At 46.0% G+C, this 18,313-nt stretch carries 13 protein-coding genes; 9 read left to right on the forward strand and 4 right to left on the reverse strand.

The features are described from left to right. Positions 1–419: 419 nt before the first annotated feature. The 3 genes from mobI to METMI_RS23845 all read left to right on the forward strand — a co-directional run bounded on the left by mobI (position 420) and on the right by METMI_RS23845 (position 2,723). Positions 420–881: a conjugative transfer protein MobI(A/C) gene (mobI, locus tag METMI_RS0111825; protein ID WP_019866505.1), complete on the forward strand. Its 462-nt coding sequence runs from the start codon at positions 420–422 to the stop codon at positions 879–881. A 208-nt stretch (positions 882–1,089) separates the two neighbouring features. Next, entirely contained in the window at positions 1,090–1,389 is a 300-nt protein-coding gene (locus METMI_RS23840; RefSeq protein WP_019866506.1) for a helix-turn-helix transcriptional regulator, read from the forward strand. Next, complete coding sequence (locus tag METMI_RS23845) at positions 1,386–2,723, forward strand: HipA domain-containing protein (RefSeq protein ID WP_019866507.1); 1,338 nt, start codon at positions 1,386–1,388, stop codon at positions 2,721–2,723. Before METMI_RS23840 ends, METMI_RS23845 begins: the two co-directional genes overlap by 4 nt. A gap of 398 nt (positions 2,724–3,121) precedes the next feature. Here METMI_RS23845 and METMI_RS0111840 read toward each other — a convergent pair whose 3' ends face one another. The 4 genes from METMI_RS0111840 to trfA all read right to left on the reverse strand — a co-directional run bounded on the left by METMI_RS0111840 (position 3,122) and on the right by trfA (position 9,514). Further along, positions 3,122–5,422 (reverse strand): S8 family serine peptidase, encoded by a 2,301-nt coding sequence (locus METMI_RS0111840; RefSeq protein WP_083930276.1) that lies wholly within the window; start codon positions 5,420–5,422, stop codon positions 3,122–3,124. Between the two features lie 14 nt (positions 5,423–5,436). Then, a complete protein-coding gene (locus METMI_RS0111845) occupies positions 5,437–6,384 on the reverse strand; it encodes a trypsin-like serine protease (protein WP_019866509.1) in 948 nt (315 codons plus the stop codon). A gap of 211 nt (positions 6,385–6,595) precedes the next feature. Then, positions 6,596–7,717, reverse strand: coding sequence for a hypothetical protein (locus METMI_RS0111850; RefSeq protein WP_156829834.1), 1,122 nt, complete (start codon positions 7,715–7,717; stop codon positions 6,596–6,598). A 942-nt stretch (positions 7,718–8,659) separates the two neighbouring features. Then, positions 8,660–9,514 (reverse strand): plasmid replication initiator TrfA, encoded by an 855-nt coding sequence (gene trfA, locus METMI_RS0111855; protein WP_029151650.1) that lies wholly within the window; start codon positions 9,512–9,514, stop codon positions 8,660–8,662. Between trfA and mobH the strand changes: the two genes are divergently transcribed. The 6 genes from mobH to METMI_RS0111885 all read left to right on the forward strand — a co-directional run bounded on the left by mobH (position 9,492) and on the right by METMI_RS0111885 (position 18,309). Then, positions 9,492–11,801 carry a MobH family relaxase gene (gene mobH / locus METMI_RS23850; RefSeq protein ID WP_232215212.1) on the forward strand — a complete coding sequence of 770 codons (2,310 nt, stop codon included), beginning with the start codon at positions 9,492–9,494 and terminating at the stop codon, positions 11,799–11,801. The genes trfA and mobH overlap by 23 nt on opposite strands. Next, positions 11,798–13,624, forward strand: a complete 1,827-nt coding sequence (gene traD, locus METMI_RS0111865; protein WP_019866514.1) for a conjugative transfer system coupling protein TraD — start codon at positions 11,798–11,800, stop codon at positions 13,622–13,624. Before mobH ends, traD begins: the two co-directional genes overlap by 4 nt. A 2-nt stretch (positions 13,625–13,626) precedes the next feature. Next, positions 13,627–14,259 (forward strand): DUF4400 domain-containing protein, encoded by a 633-nt coding sequence (locus tag METMI_RS0111870; protein ID WP_029151651.1) that lies wholly within the window; start codon positions 13,627–13,629, stop codon positions 14,257–14,259. Positions 14,260–14,370: 111 nt separating this feature from the next. Next, a complete protein-coding gene (locus METMI_RS0111875; protein ID WP_019866516.1) occupies positions 14,371–15,480 on the forward strand; it encodes a Fic family protein in 1,110 nt (369 codons plus the stop codon). Between the two features lie 469 nt (positions 15,481–15,949). Further along, complete coding sequence (locus METMI_RS0111880) at positions 15,950–16,969, forward strand: ABC transporter substrate-binding protein (protein WP_019866517.1); 1,020 nt, start codon at positions 15,950–15,952, stop codon at positions 16,967–16,969. Next, positions 16,966–18,309 carry an ABC transporter substrate-binding protein gene (locus METMI_RS0111885; RefSeq protein ID WP_019866518.1) on the forward strand — a complete coding sequence of 448 codons (1,344 nt, stop codon included), beginning with the start codon at positions 16,966–16,968 and terminating at the stop codon, positions 18,307–18,309. The genes METMI_RS0111880 and METMI_RS0111885 overlap by 4 nt, the downstream gene beginning before the upstream one ends. Positions 18,310–18,313 lie beyond the last annotated feature (4 nt).

Genomic DNA, 18,313 nt, shown 5'->3' on the forward strand with positions numbered 1-18,313 from the left:
CTGGTGGCAAAAAATGGGCGAAACCGTGATTTTTTGTAGCGGGTGGTTTGACGCGGATTCATAGAATGCCGGTTAGTCCCAGCGTGCGCCCTGGGACGACAGCGCTTAATTACAAATAGGAATTGTCAGCCCGAATCCCTATGGATTAGGGATGTGCATGTCACAAATGCGGATGCGGTCAAAGGGAAATTCCCTAAATAGGGATTCGGGGTGTTGATGGTGCTTAGGGATGGCGGGTGAAAAATTCCTTTATGTTTATCCCCCTAAACCCCTAATGCAATAGGGATTTAGGCCTCGAAAACCGAATAGGTAAGTTGCCGATATTGATCTGGCTGACGGATTAAAACGCCATTTTCAACGATAAAATCGTATAGGTATCGGGCACCCCAATCCCTATAGATAAGTATTAGGGATTGTCCATGAAAAACGAATCAACGGAAAACTTGCCATGCACCTTGACGGAAGCGGATATGTTGTCCTGGGTCGAGGCGAAAGTAGACCAGCTCCATGCCGAAGCCAGGGTCTTGGTTGACGATTATTGGCGGCGGCTCAAGGGCGGACAGAAACAGCAGGCGTCAAACGGTAAAGTCCGGATCGGGGTGCGTATCCGCCGCCGCGAGGCCAGCCTCTCGTTCAGCATCGAATGGTTCCGTATGGCGATGATCCGTCAGAACGGCCAGGCCAAACCCATCGCCCAGTACCTCAAAAAAGGGGCGGGCTACCGCTATCCATTGGGGAATTTCCTGAAAGGCGAACCCCAATGGGAGGCCGAGTTGGTGGAAGAACTGGAAACGGAATTTGCCGACATCCGAAAACAGCTCGGTTTGCTGGGGAAGATCCGCGATGCCGTGCAGGATTACCGTAAGAGTCTCCAGTCGTGAGGTTTTTTGTGTCAGTCTTTGTTTCCTCTAACGCTTGTACAGCCAATGTTCAGATCACAACCCTAGGCGGATTATCCGGCAATCAATAAAATCCACTATAATGGATTTTAATAAATGACTACCTATCATAACCAATAAAATCTATTAATATAGATTTTAATTGACACGCCAAGGCATTACCTCTATAAATCCAGTATTGGAGAATTATATGAAGCGTGTCATCCCTACCGCCTTTCCTGCCGACCCTTGCCTTGATAACCCGGCCACCTTGGGTGCGGCGATCCGTGCCGCGCGAACCCAAGCGGGCATGCGCCAGGTCGATGCCGCCTTAAGCATTGGCGTTGCCTTGCAGACTTTGATTGATATTGAAACGGGCCAACCGGGTGTCAGTATCGGCAAAATCCTGCAAGTGGCGCAAGGCTTGGGGGTGTCGTTGTTCGTCCTGCCGCCGTCACAACGCGATAATGCCCGACGGCGTTTGGCTGACCTGACCCAGCCGCCGCTATGAAGCTGGACGTGAAAGCCAACGGGGAGTTGCTCGGCTGGCTCAGTCTGGATAGCGGCAGCGGCCTGTTTGCTTTTGACTATGCACCGGACTGGCTGGCAAAAGACAACCGCTTCCCGTTAAGCCCGGCCTTGCCCCTGGATGCCGGAGTAATCACACCCGTACAACACAGCGCTACTGTCCGGCAGTTTTTCCAGAACCTGTTGCCGGAAGGCCAGGCATTGGACGATGCGGCACAAGCCAACAAAGTGTCGAAATCCAACCTGATGGGTTTGCTGATCGCCTTGGGTCAAGAAACCGCCGGGGCGTTGTCGCTCAGTTTGGCTGATCCGCCATCATTTTCTCACGGGGAAACCACGAAACGCTTGCTCAGCCGGGATGAATTATCCCGCCGCATCCGCTCACGCCCGCAAGAGGCGTTCACTGTTTGGGACGGCAAAGTCCGGCTGTCGATTGCCGGCCACCAGGATAAAATTGCCGTGCTGGAAGAAAACCGGCACTGGTATCTGGTCGATGGCGAAGGCTTGGCTTCCACCCATATCCTCAAACCCGAACCGCTACGCACCCGCCTGCAAGGCATGACCAGCAATGAACTGGCCTGTATGCGCCTGGCTCAGGCCGTGGGTTTGCCAACGGCGGACATCCGCTTGGAATGGCTACCCGAACCCGTGGTATTGATCCGCCGCTTTGACCGGATCATCAAGGCTGACAGCGTGCAGCGGCTACACTGCATTGATGGTTGCCAAGCCTTGGGTTTGGGCGTCAGCATGAAATATGAACGCCCTTATGGCGATAGCCGGGATGTGCAACATCTGCGTGATGGTGCGTCTTTACCCAAGCTGTTTGCCTTGTTGGCTGGGGCCAGCTCAAAACCAGCCGTCGACCGTTTGGCCTTGTTGCGTTGGGCGATCTTTCAGGTGTTGATCGGTAACACCGATGCCCATGGCAAAAACCTGTCGTTCTTCATGGACGCGGGTGGCTTGAGCTTGGCACCGGCTTATGATCTGGTGTGTTGCCTGCTTTATGCCGGGGATGGCATTTCCGATACCTTGGCGATGGCCATTGGCGACAATTTTAACCCCACCACGTTGACAGCCTATGACTGGGCGTTGATGGCCTACGAATGCCAGCTCAATCCCAAACTGGTCAGTCGCGAATTAAAACAACTGGCAGACAAGATTTGCAGCGTCTGGCCGGGAGTACGGGATGGACTGTTGGAACTGGGTGCCGATCCGTCAGTATTGGAAGGGATAGGAGGTATTTTCTTACAGCAATGTGGCAAAGCCCAAAAGCTTGCGGCTGAAATCCCTAAGGTTTCTCATGACGTGCTGAAGTGAAAAATAGGTTTCGCGAGTTTAGACAGAGGTTTTTTATGCTGATGGCATACTGAACTAACGTTCCGTTCAGCTTGCATATTCCGCTAAGATGCTGAAATGCAAAATAACCAAAGCAGCCTATGGAAATTAGCAAACGTGGGATAGCCTAATGCTTCAGAACGGCCAACTGCAGACGTTCGCTGTTTACAATAATGGGTTTTAGCGACTTCCATGAGCGGACAGTCATATGAATTTTGTCCTTAATTAAAAATTTAAGCATGGCCAAAGGAGCGGCACTCCCTAACAAAACGACTTTAGGAAGGCTAGCACCTAACTAAGCCCTGTTCGGATTAATAATAAGTTTAAAATTTATTAAAACACTTTCAGCTTTGGTTTCGCTAAGTAAATCATTTATCAGATTATATGTAGAACCAAGGTAATTGAATTTGTGTGACCATAGATATTGGAAATGTTTTCTCCCCCTTAAGTAAGGATTCCAGCTTAATTTCACCTTCAGGTTTACATTGAAGAGTGTAAGCTCTCCGAAGTCTAGTGTTGGGATTTTTCTGCTTCGGAAAAATGCGTAGTTCACGTTCTCCATTAGGTTTGGGATCGCCAAGTCTTATCGCCTGAATAGCCGTTCCGGATAAAGGTACTGTACACAAATTCAAGTTGTTCAGTGGTTGAGTCAATTTCCCTACATATGTCCGACGTATAAGAGTACCATTTTGATCAGCTTCTTTAACTTCAATGGCGTAATTCCGAACGGCAGCAACTTTAACAAGGTCAATCACCCCAGTTCCGGCCTTTTCGGTTTGGCTTGTCGGATCGTATAATGGCCATGTTGCTGCCCCGAGACGGTCTCTTATATCGGCAATCTTATTAATGCCAAAAGACCACAGAATACCAGCCGCTAAAGCGGCATAGGGGGATGCAAATGAAGTAGCTGGTTCTATTGATGAAGCATCTCTTCCTAAGATGTCTATGGCATACGTTGCTTCGCCTGGAGCGTAAAATTTAACAGTGCGATCCCCATAAGCGGAGTAACTTGATCTTATGAGTTCTCTTGTTGCTGCGCCAACGACTAATGTGCGTAATGCGGTTCGCTTATCGCCGACTATTTCAATATCACCTAGAGAAGCTGGAAAAGTTGAGGTTTCATCAAGATCAATAGGGCTATTTCCAGATGGAAGAACTATCAATTTTTCGCGATCACCCAATGTTTCTTTCATAATTGACACAAATGTATTAGAACCGCTACTGATTGGAATGTAACTAAAGTTTATTATATTTACTCTTGTATCTAAATACTCGTATGCTTTCACAATATCACCATCAGCCGGATTAGTATTTGAAGACGGTGAACACATGTCAAGCATCCTGAAAAAAACAATCCGTGGTAAGAGGTGATTGGTATCTATATTAACTTTACGCGCTCCCATTCCTGAAGCAATAGACGATACAATAGAGCCATGACTAGCCTGCATTAGCGATTCAACATTCCAAGATGAATATAAGTTTTGGTCTTTACAGAGACTAATATCGCCAGTTGGTTGTAGTTCATTTCCACGTACAATACCGGCACCTAAAAAGTCATCAATAAATCCGTTTTCATCTTCATCTCTCTCGGTTGGCTCCGGTTCCGAAGCAGGCGGCTCTTGTTCAATTTTTTCATCAAAGGCTGTCGGCAAAATAGGCGCTCCTTTTGCATCAGCTAAACCGTTATCTGCTACACCAATTACGGTGGTATGGATATGTCTGCTTTCATTATTCAGAATTGCTACGAGAAGATCCACATCGTAAGGCCATTGCTCTAGTGCTACTGGAACATTCTGCTTAACCAAAGGTATTGTGGCCGTTTCGCCTTGAATTTGAATATTTGCCCGGTAGTGAATATCATGATCAGCAAAAACCTCATTATTCTCCCATGATTCGGTTGATACAGATGCGGACGGCATTTTAATAGAGTTTAAATAATCAAATACTTCTTCAGAATGATTAAAATTAGTTTGCGTATCAATTCTTGGTTCAATAACCTCGAGTTTAGATTCCGAATTTCCAGCATTAGATGCAGGTGTATTGTCAAGGACATACACGCCATGCTTTAATAAACATGCTTCTTCATTTTCTTTTATACAATCAATTGCTTCAGCAATTTTAGATATTAAATCATCTCTGTTGGTAACACTTTCTGGTATCGTAGATATATCAGTCCACAAAGGCATTTCAGGTAATTTGACAATATCACCTATCTGCAAATCAGTGGCTTTTTGATCTGAATTTAACAATACTTTCTTGACTGCATCTGGCTTAAGACCTCTGCTAACAACAATTCCTTCCAAAGTATTTCCTTTTTTTACTTTGATTTTCGAGTTGTTCTTTATTTGTATACAAGGTGCAAAACTTATTTTTGTGCCTGCGCCATTTGGTAGTGGCTCTGATGATACTAAATTTGGTAAATGATAACCTCCGCAACGTTTTGTGAGATATTCTTGAGCTGTTTCGCCAGAGGCAATAATACCCTCAACTGGTTTTGAAATTCGTGCAAGAACAGCGTTCACTTGTGCGGCCCACTTTGGATTGACACGTAATGTAAATTTAGTTGAAAGCGGGTTAATTGAATGATTTTTTCCTGTTGATTCTTTGGAAGAGCTTAATTGCGATGTCGATGAAATTATAATCACTAATACGATTCGCAAACATATCGAATTTACCAACATAAATTATTACCTTTTCAGAATCGGCAATTTTGGATTCGCGTGAAGTGCCGCGAGTTTATACCACAAGCTGCTACTTTTTGATCTTCAATCCACTTTTCTGCCCATGTAAGAAAATCCGGCCCTCCAATTGCGGAGACTAATGACGATCCGTAAATTTTTGTGGAAGCATTCTTGTAAAAGACACGGGAATTAACCCCTACAATCATTCGTTGAGCAAATCCGCTCGCACTTGCCCTACGAACAAATGCTGGCCCACCACTATCGCCCGGACAAAGATTGGCCTTATCGGGATCGTCAATGGTAAAGAAATTATTATTTTCTATGTCACTGTAGAATTTGATGTAATCTTTGCCATATTTTAAACGAAGCTTCGTGGCAGATTTTGATGTTTCATCAATAATCGTTTCGCCGATACGGTATTTTCCATCGGTTTGTTTATTTTCAACTATGTCACTGACACAACCATAACCGGTTAATATTAATGTTTTATTGACAAAACGGCTCATTTCAGAAGTGTCAATCGTTTCGTATTTAAAACCTACAGGTTCTTTAAAAGGTTTATCAATTTTACATAAGGCGAAATCTGCTGAGACATCGCTTTTGTCTTGGTAGCGGTGATGCTGTTTGCATGAAGTATTATAATTTGTTCCTTGATAAGTAAAACTGACTGTTCGATCATCCGGAACGCAATGCGCTGCCGTGAGAATAACCATTGGGCCGATTAGTGCTGCGGTGCAAGCGGCCGTTCCTTCTGGTGTCTTGAACGTTGCATAGAGCGAAGCCGGCCAATCGTTGGAAACGGCTTCACGTCCACCACGAAGTTGCGGCATGAATCCTGTCGGTGTTTGCTTAAGGTCAAGTACTGCCTTATAAACGACACCACTATCAGGTCGATAGTTAGGGGCTACAATAACATTCTGGTTGCTTGATTGCGATACTACCCCAGTAGTCAGTGCTATCATCCTTGATTCCGAAAATTCAGTGGTCGTCGTTGTAGACGAGCTACAGGCTTGAAAAATAAAAAAACAGAACAGGATTATGAAAGAAATAAATTTGTTCATATTGGTCTACCGCTTTACTTTAAAAAAGACATGAGTGGTATTTTTTCGATTTGACAATCAGTTCGAAAAATTTAATCATTCCCTCATGGAATGATTCTATGTATCATTAAATTTATTTCTTTTCCTCAATTATATCTTGCAGTTTTTGTCCGCCCTTTGATACCCACTCTTCACTCGTTTCAATAATCTTGATCGCTTCTGAAGTATCTCTTTCGGTAACTTTGACAGTCACTTTAAAATTTCCTGCTGGAGTACCGACATATCTCTCTACTGCGTCCGAAATTGGCGGTGCGAGCATCCAACCTGAATCATTCTGAAGATTGTCAGAATCCAGTTTTTTTGCATCGCTCAAATCGTAACCAGATATATTAGTTTTAAACGAAGCGATAGTTTTCGGTCCATTAAATTCTTTCCCTTTATCTGTCCAGTAAGCTTCCATATTAAAATCAAGCTCTACATCAACTGTATTATTAGAGATATTGAACAATTTCATTAATAATGTTGGTGGAAAAAACCAAGTACCCAATTGGTTGCTCAACACCTTTGCCTTTGCATAAGGCATTTCAAAATATAGAGGTTTAACTTGAAAAAATCGTCCATCTGATGAATGCATTAGCCCGTATTGGGTAAGTGCTGCTGTGTTTGATCCTGTAATTTCACGTTTTAGTTCGAACCCTATGTAATTAGGCTTTAATGTGAAACCTTCTGCCGTTTGCTCTCCTTTCTCCCCTCCTGTAAGAATGCAATTTACTTTTTGTCGTGTAGCGGGAGTGACAGACTGCCAATATTTGTCATCAATGAGCCTGCCGGTATATTGAGCGGTATATAATGTTTTTTCTTCTTCGAATTTTTTCTTGACAAAATCGGTAGCCAAACCGACAGCCGCGCTTGCTAGAAGTGCAAGCGGCGCAGCAACATCAACAGTCGGTCCAGAAGGTTTAGGAGGTTTGCATTCATCCACAGTTTTCGTTTGTAAGAATATAGCGTCACACGATAGTTTTGCATCTTTATGATATGTCTTTTTATAATTATCAATAAAACTGCACATTTTATCTAATTTAGTTGATGAATCGCATATAGCGGGCAAACTATTGCATTTTAGTGGCGTTAAAGATACTTTTTCTCCTGTTTTCTTATTTGAACTGGTATGTGCAGGAAGAAAAATAGTACAACCACTAGCTAATGCAGATAGAAAGGTGATAAACAGAAAACGGTTAAAATTGATTGTTGTCATGAACCACTCCAAGATTATTTTTTTAATTGCTTAGCTACTAATTATGGCCATCAAATCTCAAAAAAATATACATCCTTGAATGTCAATGATAGGTCTGTAAGAAAATCTGACTTTTGCAATGGCACATTAGGACTATTGAAACTGATGACCAATTGAAATAATAACTTAAATTGTTTTTTTACAACATATAATTTTGCTATAACTTTGAGATGATTTAGATGATAAGTTAATACTGTCCAAAAAATCGAAAAATGGATTTGTTTATGGACTTCATGGTGTTTTGGGAATTTGGTATTCGCTGACAGTCTGTAATTGCAGCGGTTGGCTATGGAAACAAGCGCAAGTAAGATTCCTAGCGGGCTGAAGGTTGTAAATTGTTTAGGCAACGAGCATTTACTATTCACATAGCGATTATTAAAAGCTATGCCTGGGGGTCTGCTTACCCACAAGATTATCCAAGATAATATGTATTCATTCACAGTCAGGTTTGGGTCGATTACTGACGATCAGCTTCCTTTTAAATGGATAATTTCCAGCGACTGCTTTCGATTAACTTCTGGGGTTCCTGCCACAATTTTTGATGGCAAGTTTGACTGAAATACCCACGATCAAAGCCTATCCAGATTATTCACAATCTCGTCATCCCTATGTTAAGATTAAAAAAAGATTATATATAGATTAGCAGGCGGTTTTTTGCCGTTATTAAAATCGCTGTAAGCCACGCTAATCATGATCTACAGAGATCTTAATAAATCACCCTGGGGTCGGTCGAATGCCGTGTCAAATGTCAGCCGAATGCCGTGCTTTTTGTCAGTCGAATGCCGTGGGGTGTCAGCCCAATGCCGTTACTTCGTCAGTCGAATGCCGTGTCAGCGTCGGTCGGATGCCGTGTCTTAGTGGTATAGGCGTACCTAAAATTGCGTCAGCCGAATGCCGTTATTTTTAACCGGATTGTTTGTTGTCCAGATGGCGTTGCTGGCTGGGGGTGGGGGGCTTTTTGATCTTTACGATGTCTCCGTCGATCACAAAATGTTCGACTATACCGATAGCAGCCAGCGTGTCCAGCGCTTTACGAAGCCTAAGTTTAAAATCACGCAAGTTTTGGGTGACGCTGCCGCTCAGACGATAGATGGTGCTGATCTTCAGCGGATAAGGCGCTGCATGGGAAGATAAAAAACCGTGCAGCCACAACGCCAAGGGTTGTTTGCGCAATTTTTGCCGCTGGGCAAATTCAATGTGCGTATAACCCTCCTCAAACAACCGTAGCATCGACTCGGTAAGCTCGACCACATAACGCTGGGTGGCTTCGTCGCGGTAATACCGAAGAAAGCCTTTTTCACCAAAGCTATCCCGGCCATGAAACGTCATTTCGACAAAAGCACCACCCAATCGCGCCATGACTTCCTTGAGCCATTCGTGTTGGCTTTTGCCGGTACCTTTGCCGAGTGCGGTCAGCAGGGCGTAGGCACTGAAGGTGACACTGAAACCCGGCAACTGTTGTCTGGACAGATGCACGATGTGCAGCCAGACATCCAGATCCGACTGGTTCAGTTGTACACCCAAATACCGGACTTCGATACCGTCCACCGAAGCCAATAATGTGCGTTTTTTGTAGGCGATGCGTTCATTGCCCTGGATGCCGGCAAATAAAGCGCTACGCAGACAGGCGTTTGGCGTGCCACGCATGGTTGCTGGCCAATTGGGGATCGCGGCCAGCGGTTCGACAACGCGTGATTGCGTTTTTTTGCGTTTGACTAATTGTTCGAATCTGTCGGTGAGATTACTGATCAACGCCATCGAGCACGCCTTATCCTTGCCGGATGACCTCTACCACACCATCGCCGCACCGGTCATTGAACGCTATGCCGCCTTCAGCCATCTGTTGCCGGCATCGGAGTCGCATCATCATCGCGGTGCGGGCGGTTTGTTCCGGCATGGACTGGAAGTCGCCCACTGGGCCACCCAAGCGGCGCAAGGCTGTTTGTTTGCCACCCATGCGACACCGCGCGAACGTAAAGAGCAAGAACTGCGCTGGCGTTTGGCGGTGTGTTTTGCCGGATTGCTGCATGACATCGGCAAACCCGTTTCAGATATGGCGGTTGTGGACAGGCACGGTGAATATACCTGGAACCCTTGTGATGAAAACCTGACTGATTGGGCAAACCAAAACGGCATCGACCGTTATTTCTTGCGCTGGCGGGAAAACCGCCACAAACGCCATGAACAGTTCTCGGCGTTGGTGATCGAACGTGTACTGACCCGGGCATCCCGATCTTACATACTGGCTCCAGGCCCCGACATCATGCAGGCCATGCTGGAAACGATCCATGGCCTGGATCGTGGCGCAAAATTGTCTGAACTGGTCATGGCGGCGGATTGTAAAAGCGTCGAACGTGACCTGAAAGCCCATCACCATAGCGCCGATCCGGCCATGGGGATGCCGGTGGAAAAATACCTGTTCGATGCCATGCGGCGTTTGATCAAATCCGGGCATTGGCTGGCCAATGATAAAGGCGCTCGCCTCTGGCGCTTCAAGGAAGGCCTTCATATTGTCTGGCGCACCGGCGCCCAGGACATTGTTGAGCTACTTGCGAAAGACAAAGTCCCCGGCATCCCACGGGATGAAGACACTTTGGCCGATATCCTGATCGAGCGGGGCTTGGCCATCCCGAAAATCTTGCCCGATGGCCGGCAATACCGCTATTGGCGGATGCAGCCACAAGGCTTGGAGGTGACCTTGTACATGCTACGTTTGGCATCCACGGAATTGGTGTTTAGTAACGAACCGCCCGTTATCGTTGAGGGGGTTGAAGCTTCTGATGAGGCTGAGACAACTATTATCGCTACGTCGGGGCAAGACGCTACAAGACTGGAATCCCAACCGGATGGGCAGATTGACCATGCTATTACCGACCCTATTTTTGCAACACCACCCGATAAGGAAAACCGTCAGGATAATCCCAACCAATCGGCTATTCGCCAATCGGTTGACACTGCGTTGCTTCCGGCAGGCCTGGACGAACCGGAAACAAGTGCAGATACTGAAGCTCCCCGACAGGATAAGCTGTCCGCCGAAATCATTGGCACAGCCAAAAAATCCAAAAGGCTAAGCAGTCCGTCCCAGCTTGAGGAAAAGAGCGTACTACCCATCAACAACCCCCAGCCCGAAGCCGATCCCATCGACATCGCCCGCAACCGGCTACAAGCCCAAGGTCTGGTGGGAGAGTGGCTCATTCAGATTAGCCATGAACTTAACACCGGACGGTTAAGACTGGGAACCGACGTCTTGGAGTCCCAAGGCAAGTGCTTGCTGGCGTTTCCGGGCATCGCCCAACAGCTGGCTATTGAACCCAATCTCTTCATCAAAACCTTGGAGGAAAAAGGTTGGCTGGTCACCGACATTCTTTCGCCAATGCGCAAGGTGCAGGTGATCCATCAGGTGCGTGGTGTGCTCTTGGCAACGGAACCCAGTGGGTTTTTGAAACAATTGTTTACGGTTTCCAACTTGCCTGTAACCCCGGCACTACCCGAGCAGTTACCCAAACTGGCTAAACCAACTACCGCCAAGGGCAATAAAAAAACCTCGCCGAGCAAGCCTGAAAAATCCGGCAAAACGCAGGATCGTACCCAAACGGCTGTGACGGCAACTGAAAAAGTTGATCCGACCGGGACACTGCCAGCCAAACCAATCTCGGCTAAATCAGCACCCAGCAAAACCCAGGCTATTACCCAAGCCAAACCTCAGCCTGTAGCTAAGTCAGACATGACGGAAAACCCCGTTAAGCAATATGCCGCAGTGGAAGCCTTATCATCTAAACCTACTACCGGTCAGCATTCAAACCTCAACACGCCATCGGGTAGCCAAGCGGTCATGGCATTAATCGACCAACTACGAAAAGCCAAAGCTTCCTCCTCATCAGCAGTTGCAACAGACTATGCTTGGTGTAACGTGGAAGAGTCCGACATAGCCCAGTGCTTGCAACAGCATCCCAGCCTCAAGCGCAGCGCCTTGTTACGGGAGATGGCCAGCCACCCAAATTGCCGCATGGATGAGGGTGGTTTCAAGGTCAGAATCCAGCCATGAAGTCCGATTACGATTACCAGTTTCCCTGGCGGCCGATATTTGAAGTAATCGCAATTGCCGGATGGCTTGTGGGCGCCGCCTTAGCCTATTTGACCAGCCAATCGTCAGGCTTGCCGCGGGAACCCTTCGACTGGCTGATGATTGCCTGCGGCGTGATGGTGTTATGGCGGTTGCCGCCTGCACTTAGCCTTTGGGTTCGGAAAAGACGGCTGCGGCAATTCCGGTTCCAGTATCTGGAGGCCGACAAGCTCAAACAATTCGTGCAACGCCACCCGGAGGAACTATGGTTTGGCTGGGGTTTTGATTGGGTGCAAAAACATGCGCAACTGGCTTATGAAATCCTCAAACGCGATGTCTCCTTGCTGATCCCGACCGACCATCAGCGTATGGGCTCCGCCTGGATCCATGGCCTGGAAATTTCGGAAAGTGATGTCCGGCAACCGATCCAACATACTGCCGGGCATACCCTGATTGTCGGCACCACCGGGGCGGGCAAGACGCGGGCGTTTGATGTGCTGGTCACCCAGGCGGTGCTGCGCGGTGAGGCGGTGATCATCATCGACCCCAAAGGCGACAAGGATCTGATGGCGTCGGCCAAGCGGGCGTGTCACTTGGCACAGCGTCCTGACCGATTTGTTTATTTCCATCCGGCTTTTCCCGAAGACAGCGTGCGCTTGGATCCTTTGCACAATTTTAACCGTCCGTCGGAGATTGCCAGCCGCATCACCGCCATTTCACCGGGTGAAACCACCAATGACCCGTTCAAAGCCTTTGGCCAGAAATCCCTGGATAACGTCATCCAGGGGCTGATGGTGATTGAGGAACGGCCGACCTTGGCTAAGCTGCGCCGCTATCTGGAAGGTGGGCCATCGACCTTGGTCGTCCAGGCTTTGGAGCGTTATTACGATAACTGCCTGGGTCATTGGCGGCAAGATGCTAGGCCCTATTTGAAGACCGCCAAAGACATCGATGCCAAAGCCGCTGGCTTGGTGCGCTTTTATCGGGACGTGGTGCAACAGCAAGCCCCCAATCTCGATCTGGAAGGCTTGTTATCGCTGTTCGAACACGACCGCACCCATTTCAGCAAGATGGTCGCTTCCTTGATTCCGATCATGAACATGCTGACGTCTGGCCCCTTGGGGCCTTTGCTGTCACCCAATCCGCTTGATCTGGATGACCATCGCCCGATCACCAATACTGGCCATATCATCGAAAAAGCCCAAGTGGCATATATCGGCTTGGATTCGTTGTCGGATGGTCTGGTCGGCAGCGCCATCGGTTCGATCTTGCTGGCCGATCTTGCCGCAGTGGCGGGGGATCGCTATAACTACGGCGTTTCGGACAGGCCGGTGAATGTGTTTGTCGATGAAGCCGCCGAGGTGATCAACGATCCCTTTATCCAGGTATTGAACAAAGGTCGTGGCGCCAAGATGCGCTTGTTTATTGCCACCCAGACTTTCGCCGATTTTGCCGCCCGCACCGGTTCCCAGGATAAAGCCCGGCAAGTGCTCGGTAACGTCAACAACCTGATCGCCCTGCGCATCATGGACAGCGAGACCCAGCAGTACATCACGGACAACCTGCCGAAAACCCGGCTGAAATACATCATGCGCACCCAGGGTGTCGCGACCAGTGCCACTAATCCCAGCGTGTTTTCCGGCAACGTCGGTGAACGCCTGATGGAAGAGGAAGGCGATTTGTTTGCGCCGCAGTTATTGGGGCAACTGCCTGACCTGCATTACATCGCCAAATTGTCCGGCGGGCGCATTGTCAAAGGCCGCTTGCCCATATTGCGTTCAGCAACTGATACGGCGAAGAGGTGACCATGCAACGAAATTTGCTATTCAGCCTGTTGGTTTGGTTGTTGGAAATCATCCTGGTGGCGGGGTTTGTGTCGGATGACTGGGCGAGAGACGTTCAGGCTTTGGAAGATAATAGCCTCATCGCTTATTTCGGTGTCGAAAAAGAGGCGGAAATCCGCCAGACCAGCCAACAATGGTTTGACCGGTTATTCGTCAACACTGGCATCAGGGAGAGTGTCTACCGCTACTTCATTCCGACCGAGCGCGAGCGGCAACTATCAAAAGGCTTTGAAGACGTCGGCCGCCATGATTTGTTTCCCTTTATCCAAAGCCGGTTGGATGTGCTTTGGGACACTGTCTACCAAATGATCAAACGCTTTATCGTGGCGTGGGTTTGGTGGCCCTTTTTGGCGGTTACCCTGGTGCCTTTTGCAATCGATGGACTGATCCGGCGCAAAGTCAGCCAGACCAACTTTGATTACCCCAGCCCGATGGCGCATCGCTACAGCCTGTACGTCATGTTGGGTGCAGTGTATTTGCTGTTGATGGGCTTGACGCTGCCGTTTCCGGTGCCGCCGCAAGCGATCCCGGTGAGTGTGTTTATCGTAGCTTTGGCCTTGAACGTGTTGTTGGCGAATACCCAGAAGCGGGTTTGAATACGCTCCCTCTGCATCAGCACCGCATTTGATGGGTACTGATGCATAAAAGCCCTTCCTATAGCCCATTATTTCTCATATTATGAGTTATAGAAACAGGGGCTATAACTCATGAAGTGGAACTGGCAACAAACAGATTGGCCGCATTTTAGCTACGACCCGACCAAAATTGACGACAGCGAAAAACGGTTGCTGCTCGGTGCCGGGCTGTTGTTCGGCGCCTTCAAGCATTTGGGTGATGAAGACAAGCAGCAACTGACCATCGAACTCATCAGCAACGAAGCCTTAAAAACCTCGGAAATTGAAGGCGAATACCTGGATCGTGACAGCCTGCAATCCTCTATTCAACGTCAATTCGGCTTGGTCACGGATAACCGCAAGGTCTCCGCCGCCGAACAAGGCATTGCTGAGGTTATGGTGGATTTATACCGGGGTTTTGATGCGCCCCTGTCCCATACCCTGCTGTTCGAGTGGCACAACATGCTGACTAACGGTCGGCGTGATTTAAACGACATTGGCCAATACCGCACACATACTGACCCTATGCAAATCGTCTCCGGCGCCATCTATGCCCCGAAAGTGCATTTTGAAGCGCCGCCCTCATCACAAATGATGGCGGAAATGGAGCGGTTCATTGCTTGGTTTAACGACACGGCGCCGACCGGAAAAAGTCCGCTGCCCGCTTTGCTGCGTGCGGGCATTGCCCACCTCTATTTTGTCAGCATCCACCCTTTCGAAGATGGCAATGGCCGGATTGGCCGGGCGCTTGCCGAAAAAGCCCTTGCCCAATGCGTGGGGCAACCGACGCTGATGGCCATTGCCTACACCATTGAACGCAATAAAAAAGCCTATTACACAGCCCTTGAACAAGCCAACAGGCGCAATGAGATAACGCCTTGGCTAATTTATTTCGCGGACATGGTGTTAGCTGCCCAAGGTTACACGGCAACGTGGATTGAATTTCTGATCAGTAAAGCCAAACTCTATGACCGCTTGCGCGGGCAACTGAACCCACGCCAGGAAAAAGTGCTGGCCAGACTATTCCGCGAAGGCCCGGAGGGTTTCATCGGCGGCTTGAGTGCGGAAAAATACATCGGCATTACCGGTGCGCCTAGAGCGACGGCTACCCGTGATTTGCAGGATTTGGTGGCGAAAGGGGCTTTGCTTCGGCAAGGTGAACGGAAACATACGCGTTATTTGCTTAATCTCGAAAACAACTGAACTGGATGTTTCATTGCATAGCAATGTCGTTATGTCCGCAGTTACGGCTCGGTTTTCATCTATAATGAATTCGTGACTGGTTCAGTCTTATGACCGTAGCAAGCTGCTATTGCAAAATTAAGTATTAAAACGATTAATTAACCAGACAATAAACACTTTTTGAACTTTCCGAGAGAGGTCTCGTTATCGCTGCCTCAATCTGAGGGGTTGCTAGCGCGAATCCACGGTTTTACAATCCTACAGCAGTCCGAGCAATTATAAGGTGAATCGAGTATGCTACGCCGTCCACAAGGGTTCTTTGGCTAAACAAGGGTGTGACCGCATAAACCTCCAAGACGGCATTACAGCATAAGGGATATTCCAAAACTTGATTCGGTTTTGCTGCTTTGCCCAAGTTTACCGTTATTCTTGTTGTCATCAAATTAAAGGCAAATTTATTTTGGCTCTGTCAGAAAGATAGGAAATATTTATGAAATATAAGCTAATTGCTATTTTGTTAACTGGGGTTTTAATTGGTTTTGCTACATGTTTCTATTGGAAAAAACTCAACCTAGGGTTATCGGGTTTTTCTGTAGCAACCAAGCAGATAGAAAATGATAAAGGAATAATAAAAATTACTTTTGCACAGTGGGGTAAGGAAAAGTATTTGATTTATTTGCCTATATATATCGCTCAAGAGAAAGGATTGTTTGCTAAACATGGCCTTGACGTTTCGCTAATTTTTAGTGGGAACGATGACCAAGTATTTGCAACTGTTATTAGAGGTGATGCTCAATTTGGTGTTGGAGATCCAATATTTACTGCGATTAGCCGTCAGCGCGGATTAGATGGCGTTGTAGTTGCCTCAATTGTTGATCATGTAGCTTTATGGGGAGTAGCGAAATCAAATGCTAAAAAATACGATATTCCAAAGGATTTTGTAAATACTGCGGTAGGCACATTCCCCCGTCCATCGACAACATATACCTTAATGAAAGAAATGATTGAAAAAAATAAGGTTTCTGAGGCAAAAATTGTTGAAACACCTATTGGAAATGAACTTGCGCTTTTGGAAGCAGGGCAAGCCGATGTTGTAATGATGCTTGAGCCAGCAGCCTCTATTGCCGAATCACGAGGGTATCATGTTGTTACAAGCTTTCCTAAACTATGGGGATCATTTGCATTTACTGGACTTTCTACAACAGAGTCATGGATAAAAGACCACAATTCAGCATTATTAGCGGTAAGACAAGCATTAGAAGAAGCTCTTAATTTACTTCATGATGATACTGACGGGGCAGTCGAAGTAGCGAAAGCATTATTTCCAACTTTAGATGCAAAAGTAGTAGATTCAGCAGTCAGACGCATGGTGGTTGATGGTACTGTGCCGCAACATATAGATATTTTGCCTGAATCTTGGTCAAAAGCAGTTTCGGTGAGGCAATCAGTGGGTGATCTCCAAATCGGAAATAATTGCGAAGTTTGTATTTTTAAGGACAGTTCAAAATGAATTATTTAGGTGAGATTTCAATTATTTGTACCATAATATTATTTATTGGTCTTTATTGTATTAATGATTTAAATAAAAAAATTGAAGAATTAAAAAAGGTTATAAATAATTCTGGATTTCTTGATCTATTAGCAACAGTAATAACTTGTATATTTACCGCATTTTCATTCAAATATCCTGAATTTTCATATATTGGAATAGCCTTCACTCTTTCATTATGGGTTATTATAAAATTATCTAATATTACCGTAAGTATTAATGACAAAATAGGCTTATCTGAAAAAAAAATATCTAAAGAATTAAACGCATTATTGCCTATGAATATCAACATAACATCGACTATAAATATTGCGATATTTGATAGATTGGTTATTTATATGCCAATTTTTTTTGCAGACACCCAATCATATTTTAAACAAGAAGGCTTGTCTGTTAACTTTATTCCATTTGGAAATGATTCACTGGTTGTTGATGCGGTAAAAAACGGCAGTGCTGATATTGGCGTTTGTGATCCTACTGTAGCAATGGAGGCACAAGAAAAAGACTTAAAAATTATCATGCCTGTTTGTTTAGAAGTAGCAGCGAGCATGTGGACAACTTCCGTACAAAAATTGCAGGATAAAATTAATAAGCATGAATCTATAACAATAGCAACATATCCAAAACCAAGTACATCTTATGTTTTAGCGCATAAATATAAAAAGACTTTGGAAGATGGTGGTTATTCCCCCAATCTAATTATTCTAGAAGAATTTAAATACAATGATGCTATGTTTAGCTCTTTTCCAAACCTTTTAAAGTCATTTGTACAATATGATCTAGTTTTACTATGGGAGCCATATACAAAAGTTTTGGAAGTAAAAGGTATAGGTAAAGTTGAAAAATGGAATGACTTTGAAACAAAGAAATCTAATTTTATTGAACAAAATAAAGATAATCCAAATGAGCATTTAGTAATGTATTCGGCGATTATATGTTTAGTAAAAAATAACGCTGATTCAATGCTTGCATCCAAGATTTATAAAGCGGTAAGTAGAGCAACTATTGCGATACATTCTGCAAAGGGTAAGGAAGATTATAAAAGATGCTTTAATAAACATATAAAACGAACTGGAAATTGGCTTAATAATTATATTAATGATGATTCAATTGAAAATTTGCATACAGAAATTGTAAATAGCAATGTCTTACCCTATGTTGACTTTGACCATATTGAGCCATGGGGACATCAATTATTTAATAATGTTGATTTGAGATTGGGTATTGAAGATGGGGGCACTACTTGCAAACTTGCAAATTTTGATTCACACGAGAAATGTAAATCATTATTTTTAAATTAATTTT

The organism is Methylovulum miyakonense HT12 (genome assembly GCF_000384075.1).
In the GTDB taxonomy this organism is placed as follows: Bacteria; Pseudomonadota; Gammaproteobacteria; order Methylococcales; family Methylomonadaceae; genus Methylovulum; species Methylovulum miyakonense.

Coding starts and splice junctions, on each gene's coding strand:
- mobI (WP_019866505.1), top strand. CDS start 420: ATGAAAAACGAATCAACGGAAAACTTGCCATGCACCTTGACGGAAGCG.
- METMI_RS0111885 (WP_019866518.1), top strand. CDS start 16,966: ATGAATTATTTAGGTGAGATTTCAATTATTTGTACCATAATATTATTT.
- METMI_RS0111875 (WP_019866516.1), top strand. CDS start 14,371: ATGAAGTGGAACTGGCAACAAACAGATTGGCCGCATTTTAGCTACGAC.
- METMI_RS0111850 (WP_156829834.1), bottom strand. CDS start 7,717: ATGACAACAATCAATTTTAACCGTTTTCTGTTTATCACCTTTCTATCT.
- METMI_RS0111880 (WP_019866517.1), top strand. CDS start 15,950: ATGAAATATAAGCTAATTGCTATTTTGTTAACTGGGGTTTTAATTGGT.
- METMI_RS23840 (WP_019866506.1), top strand. CDS start 1,090: ATGAAGCGTGTCATCCCTACCGCCTTTCCTGCCGACCCTTGCCTTGAT.
- METMI_RS23845 (WP_019866507.1), top strand. CDS start 1,386: ATGAAGCTGGACGTGAAAGCCAACGGGGAGTTGCTCGGCTGGCTCAGT.
- traD (WP_019866514.1), top strand. CDS start 11,798: ATGAAGTCCGATTACGATTACCAGTTTCCCTGGCGGCCGATATTTGAA.
- METMI_RS0111840 (WP_083930276.1), bottom strand. CDS start 5,422: ATGTTGGTAAATTCGATATGTTTGCGAATCGTATTAGTGATTATAATT.
- METMI_RS0111870 (WP_029151651.1), top strand. CDS start 13,627: ATGCAACGAAATTTGCTATTCAGCCTGTTGGTTTGGTTGTTGGAAATC.
- trfA (WP_029151650.1), bottom strand. CDS start 9,514: ATGGCGTTGATCAGTAATCTCACCGACAGATTCGAACAATTAGTCAAA.
- METMI_RS0111845 (WP_019866509.1), bottom strand. CDS start 6,384: ATGATAGCACTGACTACTGGGGTAGTATCGCAATCAAGCAACCAGAAT.